This window comes from uncultured Arenimonas sp. (assembly GCF_963976025.1).
Taxonomy (GTDB): Bacteria; Pseudomonadota; Gammaproteobacteria; order Xanthomonadales; family Xanthomonadaceae; genus Arenimonas.
Genome location: NZ_CAXBJS010000163.1, coordinates 1 through 5,918, shown reverse-complemented (window position 1 = coordinate 5,918; position 5,918 = coordinate 1). Strand labels below are relative to the sequence as shown.

Here is a 5,918-nt window from a genome sequence, read left to right as displayed (position 1 = left end):
CTGCCACGTTGCCTTCAGTGCGCTGTTCTAGCCCGGCACATCCGCCCGGTCGATCAGCAGCACATCCTCGATGGGACTGGTGAAGATCCACCCCGCATTGACCTGTCCGGTCCGGCCGTGTTGCCGAATCAACGCGATGATGGCGTCGACCCGCTCGTCCTCACAAAACACGTCAAGTTGGATCTCCTGGGTGACCCGTTCGCCCAGCTCCACCGAATAGTCCTGCTCGCGGGCGCTCGACGCCCGCAGCAGGCCCCGGGCCTGGACCACGCTCAGCCGCCGCTCACCGGCGGCCTCCAGCGCGTGCACGATGTCGCTCATCCGATGGGCGTGCAGCAAGGCAGTGATGCGCTTCATGGCGTGGCCTCCTCGTTCTTGCGTTCGGCGCGGGTTTCCAGCCACTCGTAGAGCACAGGCAGCAGGAACAGGGTCAGCAGGGTGGCGCTGAGCAGGCCGCCCACCACCACGGTGGCCAGCGGACGCTGGGTCTCGGCCCCCACGCCGCTGGAGATCAGCATCGGGACCAGGCCCAGGATCGCCACGCTGGCGGTCATCAGCACCGGTCGCAGCCGCAGGGCCGTGCCTTGCAGCACCGCCTCGCGCACCGACAGTCCGCGCTCACGCTGCTCGTTGAGGAAGCTCACGAGCACGATGCCGTTGAGCATGGCTACGCCGAACACCGCGATAAACCCGATGGCCGAGGGCACCGACAGGTACTGGCCGGTCAGGAACAGCGCCAGCAGGCCACCAATGGTCGCGAAGGGTACGTTGGCCAGGATCAGGGCCGCGAACTTGATCGAGTTGAACGCGGTGTATAGCAGCACGAAGATGAAGAAGATCGTGATCGGCACGATCAGGCTCAGCTTGGCCAAGGCCCGCTGCTGGTTCTCGAACGCGCCGCCCCACTCAATCCAATAACCGGGCGGCAAGTCCACCTGCGATTCGATGGCGGCCGTGGCATCGGCCACGAACCCATCGACATCCCGGCCCCGAACGTCCATCTGGATCACCGCGTAGCGCTGCAACTGCTCGCGGCGGATGAACGAGTAACCCTCGGCCACGGACACCGTCGCGACCTCGGAAAGCGGTACCAGCGCACCCGAAGCCGCCTTGAGCGGGATCCGCCGAAGCGCTTCGACCGAGCTGCGCGTGCCGTCATCAAGCCGTACGGAAATGTCGAACCGCCGCACGCCGTCCAGCAACACGCTGACCGGCTCGCCACCCAATCCATTGCGGACGATGGTCAGCACCTCTTCAGCGTTCATGCCGTGCCGGGCCAGTTCGGCCCGGTCCACCTCGATGCGGATCTGCGGCTTGCCGAGGTTGGCTTCCAGCGACAGGTCGGCCACGCCTTCGATCCCCGCCAACACCGGCTTGAGCTGGCTGCTGATGCGATCGAGCTCGGCCAGGTCCTCGCCATAAAGCTTGAGCGCCAGGGTGGCACGCACGCCGGAGATCAGCTCCTCAACACGCATCTGGATCGGCTGGGTGTAGCCGGGCACCACGTTGGGCACGACTTCCTCCAGCGCCTCCTGCATGGCCTCCTCAAGCTCCTTAATCGAGCGCCCGGTGGTCCAGTCCTCTTCCGGCGTCAGCGCGGTGTAGATCTCCATGTAGTTGACGTCGGCGGTCTCACCCTTTTCCGCGCGACCGATCATGGCCAGCGTCGTCTCGACCTCGGGGAACTTCTTGAAAGCCTCGGCGATGACGTTGCTGGTGCGGATCGACTCATCCAGGGACGTCGAGGGAATACCCGTTACGCGCCACATGATCGAGCCTTCCTGCAGTTGGGGCATGAACTCCTTGCCGAGGAACGGGAACAGTCCCAAGGCCAGCACCAGCGCCACGGATGCCGTGATCACCACGGCGCGCTTGGCGGACAGGGCACGCTCCAGCAGCGGCCGGTAGCGCCGCTTCAGGAAGGCCACCAGGCGAGTGTCCTTCTCTTCCTTGGGCTTGAGGATCATCGCCGCCAGGACCGGGATCAGCGTCAGGCTCAACAACATGGATCCGGCCATCGCGAACGCGATGGTGAAGGCCATGGGCTTGAACAGCTTGCCCTCCAGGCCCTCCAGGCTGAACAGCGGCAGGAACACCACGATGATGATCAGGATCGCAAAGGAGATGGGATTGGCCACTTCCTTCGCCGCCGCCAGCACCGCCGAGGTCCGGTCGACCTTTTCGCCGTGGGTATGTCGCTCGGCCATGATGCGGTAGGCGTTCTCCACCATCACCACGGCGCCGTCCACCATCATGCCGATGCCTATGGCCAGGCCGGCCAGGGACATCAGGTTGGCCGACAAGCCACCAGGATCGAGCCCTCGATCAGGGCACGGGTCTCGGTGCCCACCGCCTTGTTGACCAGATCGGTGCGCTCGTAGACCGGGCGTACCACCATGCCTTCGGGCAGCGCGTCCTGGACGGTGGCCAGCTTGGCCTTGACCGCCTCGACCACGTCCTTGGCGTTCTCGCCAATGCGGGACAGGGCCATGCCCAGCACGACTTCCTCGCCATCGCGGGTCACCGCGCCAAAGCGCGGCGCCGGCGACTCGATGATCCGGGCGACGTCGCGCATATAGACCGGCACACCGTCCTCGGACTTGAGCACGATCGCGCCGATGTCCTCGGTCGAGGACAGCAGGCCGAGACCCCGCACCAGGTACTGTTCGCGACCCACGTCCATCACGTTGCCGCCGACCTGGCCGTTGTTGGCCGGCAGGGCCGCAATCACGTCGGCAAAGCCCAGGCCACGGGCGTACAACCGCTGCGGATCGATCCGGACCTGGTACTCGCGCTCACCGCCGCCCCAGGAACTGACGTCATCCACGCCCGGCGCCGTCCGCAGGATCAGGCGCACCGTCCACTCCTGCCAGGTGCGCAGGTCCATGTCGCTGACCTGTTCCTTGCTCACGCCCGGGGCGCGTTCGACGGTGTACCAGAAGACCTGGCCCAGGCCAGAACTGTTCGGGCCCATGCTGGGCTTGCCGTAGCCCTCGGGCAGGCGGTCGCCGATTTCCTGCAGTCGCTCATTCACCAGCTGGCGAGCGAAGTAGATCTCCATGTCGTCCTCGAAGTAGACGGACACGTAGGAGAGCCCAAACAGGCTCACCGAGCGGATTTCCTGCACCTTGGGCAGACCCGCCAACGCCGACTCCACCGGCGTGGTCAGCAGCAGCTCGACGTCCTCGGCCGCCAGGCCCGGCGATTCGGTGTAAATGTTCACCTGCACCGGGGTCACGTCCGGGAAGGCGTCGATGGGGACATCGCGAACCGCTCGCAGGCCGAGGAAGGCCACGACGGCGAAGATGATCAGGACCAGGAACTTGTAGCGAAGGGAGAGTTCAACCAGGCGGTTCAGCATGGCGCACCTCCGCGCTCGACGACGCGCGCGTCAATGACCATGACCTTCTCCCATCTGCGCCTTGAGCATCTGCGCCTTGAGTACGTAGGCGCCCTCGACGACCACCCGGTCACCAATGGCCAGGCCGTCGGCGATGACGGTGTGATCGCCGACCACCGGGCCGGGACGGACCGCCACGGGCGCGAGTGCGCCGTCGGTCTCCTTGAAGACCACGTTCTCGCCCTCCAACTGCACCAGCGCCGCGGTTGGCACCGCCAGCTGCGGTTCGCTGCCACCGCCGGCATCGAGATAGACCTCGACGTAGTCGCCGCCGTGCAGGCGATCGCCCTCGTTCGCTACTTCAATTCGCACCAGCGCCGTCCGGGTGTTCTCGGAGGTGCGGTGGGCGCGCTGCACCACCTTGCCGGGCAGTCGCACCGGGCCCAGCACCACCTGCGCGGTGCTGTCGATGGCGATGCGCCGGGCCTGCTCGGCCGGCAGCGTGGCATCCACCCACACCACCGACTCATCGACCAGGCGGAACAGCGTGCGGCCGGGCTCGATCCGCTCGCCGACCACGAAGGCATCCTCGGTCAGACGCCCCGCATGCGGCGCGGTCAGCGTGAACTCGCCATTGGACCGGCCCGTGGCCGTGCCCGGCAAGCCGTAGGCTCGCGCCGTCGCACGTGCCTGCTCGACGGTGACCTGGGCTTCCTGGTAACGGCGGCCCGAGACGGCCTCGCGTCCCAGGGATTGAACGCGCTTCCAATCCTGCTCGGCGATGGCCAGCGCGCCCTGGGCTTGGGCCACCTCCACGGACGACAGCGTCACCAGCGGCGCGCCGACGGCCACTTCGTCGCCCAGCTTGGCGTGGCGGCGGACCACCAGGGCCTCGACCCGCGGCGTGATCAGGGTGGTGCCGTAAGCGTTGTCCAGCACTTCACCCGGGGCCTGCAGCGGTTCGCTCAGTGAGCGCGCATCCAGGGTCGCCAGCTTGATGCCGGCGGCTTCCAGCGCAGCGGCGTCCATGCGAACCGGTTCCGCGCCTTCTTCCGCTTCATCGTGGCCGGCCTCTTCGTCATGCACGGCCTCTTCGTCGTGGCCCGCCTCTTCCTGGCCTGCCTCGTCGGCATGTTCAGCGTCTTCGCCGCGTGGCGTGCTCGTGTCGGTGGCCACGGCCTGGGGTGAAGGCGTCGCCGCAGGCTCGGCGCCACAGCCTGCCAAAGACAGGACCAGGACCGCACCGGCGGGAATCAACAGGTAGCTTTTCGGGTTCATCGCGAAGTTTCTCCAGTCGCGTCATTCATTCCGAGCCAGGCTTCGAGCTGGCCGGTGGCGGCGAGGTAATCGGTGGCGCGGCGCCAGAGCTGGCCTTCCAGCGCGGCGCCGGCAAGGGCGGTATCCAGGGTCTGCTTGAGCTGGAGCAGGTAGTCAGCGGTCGAGAGCTCGCCGGCGCGCCAGAGGCGTTCCAGCAGCTCGGCCCGTTTTTCGACATCGGTACCGGTACTTTGGCTCCAGCGGGCAAAGGCACGACGGACCGCGGCATAACTGGCCGCCGTGCGCTGGGCCCGCGAGGCCAACTGCGCCCCGGTGATGTCGGCCTGGGCTGCTGCGGCATCGGCATCGGCAAGCGCGGCCACGACCTCGGCCCGGTAGGGGTTGCGCACGAACAGCGGCACGCTGAGCGACACGCCCACCACGTTGTCCGAGACGGGACCGTAGTCGATTCGGCCGCCGGTGAGCGCGAGCGTCGGGTCCGGAACTCGGTCGCGTTGTGCGACGGTGACCTGACGGGCCGCCCCTTCGGACTGGGCCTGCGCGATCTGCCATTCCGGCAAGGCCTCCCAGGTCGTGGGAGCGAGCGCCACATCCGGCAGCGCCTGCGACCACGCCGAGTCCGAGGCCACGGCGTCGGGCTGTCCGCCGACGTTGCGGAAGGCTTCCTCGGCCTCGGCGGCTTCGGCCAGCAGCGCCGCCTGTTCCGCTTCGGCTTCATCGCGGGCCAGCCGGGCCAGATCCCGTTCAAGCGACGAGATGTCGCCCACGCCGAACTGCTTGTCGGCCAGATCGGCAAATCGGGAGATCAGCGCCAGGCGTTGCTCGCCTTGCTGCACCCGCCGTGACGCGCTTTGCCAATCCGCCCAACCCACCAGCCAGGCGGCCACGAAATCACGTCGGCTCAGCCGGGCCTGGGCCACGGCAACGTCCAGCTGTGACGCGGCCGCATCGCGCCGGGCACGACGTTTGCCGCTCAGGTCCAGCGCCAGGCTGACGCCCGCGGTGGTGGTGCGGTCGGTGCCTTCGTCATCGGCCGCAAACTGGACTTCGGGGTTGTAAAGCGGACGGCCGGCAGCGTCGGCGCGGGCGCGGGCGGCGGCCAAGGTAGCGTCTGTGGCTCGGGCGCTGGGGTGGGCGCGCCAGGCCGCGGTGACGGCATCGCGCAGGGCGATGGGAGACGCCGCGGGCGAGGCGGCATGGATGGGCGCGGCCAACGCGCCCGCCAGGAGCAGAACGATCGTCGGCAACGACACGACGCGCAAGCGTCGCGGGGGAGGGATAAAACGCATGGAAACATCCT

The 5,918-nt window shown here is 67.6% G+C and carries 3 protein-coding genes and 1 pseudogene; all 4 read right to left on the bottom strand.

The genetic code is table 11. The features are described 5' to 3' along the window. Window positions 1-27: 27 nt before the first annotated feature. Window positions 28-357, bottom strand: a complete 330-nt coding sequence (locus tag AACZ35_RS11580) for a P-II family nitrogen regulator (protein WP_290884508.1) — start codon at window positions 355-357, stop codon at window positions 28-30. Then, a pseudogene (locus AACZ35_RS11575) lies at window positions 354-3,361 on the bottom strand (efflux RND transporter permease subunit). Before AACZ35_RS11575 ends, AACZ35_RS11580 begins: the two are co-directional and overlap by 4 nt. A 30-nt stretch (window positions 3,362-3,391) precedes the next feature. Next, complete coding sequence (locus AACZ35_RS11570) at window positions 3,392-4,516, bottom strand: efflux RND transporter periplasmic adaptor subunit (RefSeq protein ID WP_339829405.1); 1,125 nt, start codon at window positions 4,514-4,516, stop codon at window positions 3,392-3,394. Between the two features lie 98 nt (window positions 4,517-4,614). Further along, window positions 4,615-5,918: TolC family protein (locus AACZ35_RS11565; RefSeq protein WP_339829403.1), on the bottom strand; the 1,304-nt coding region annotated here is incomplete at its 5' end.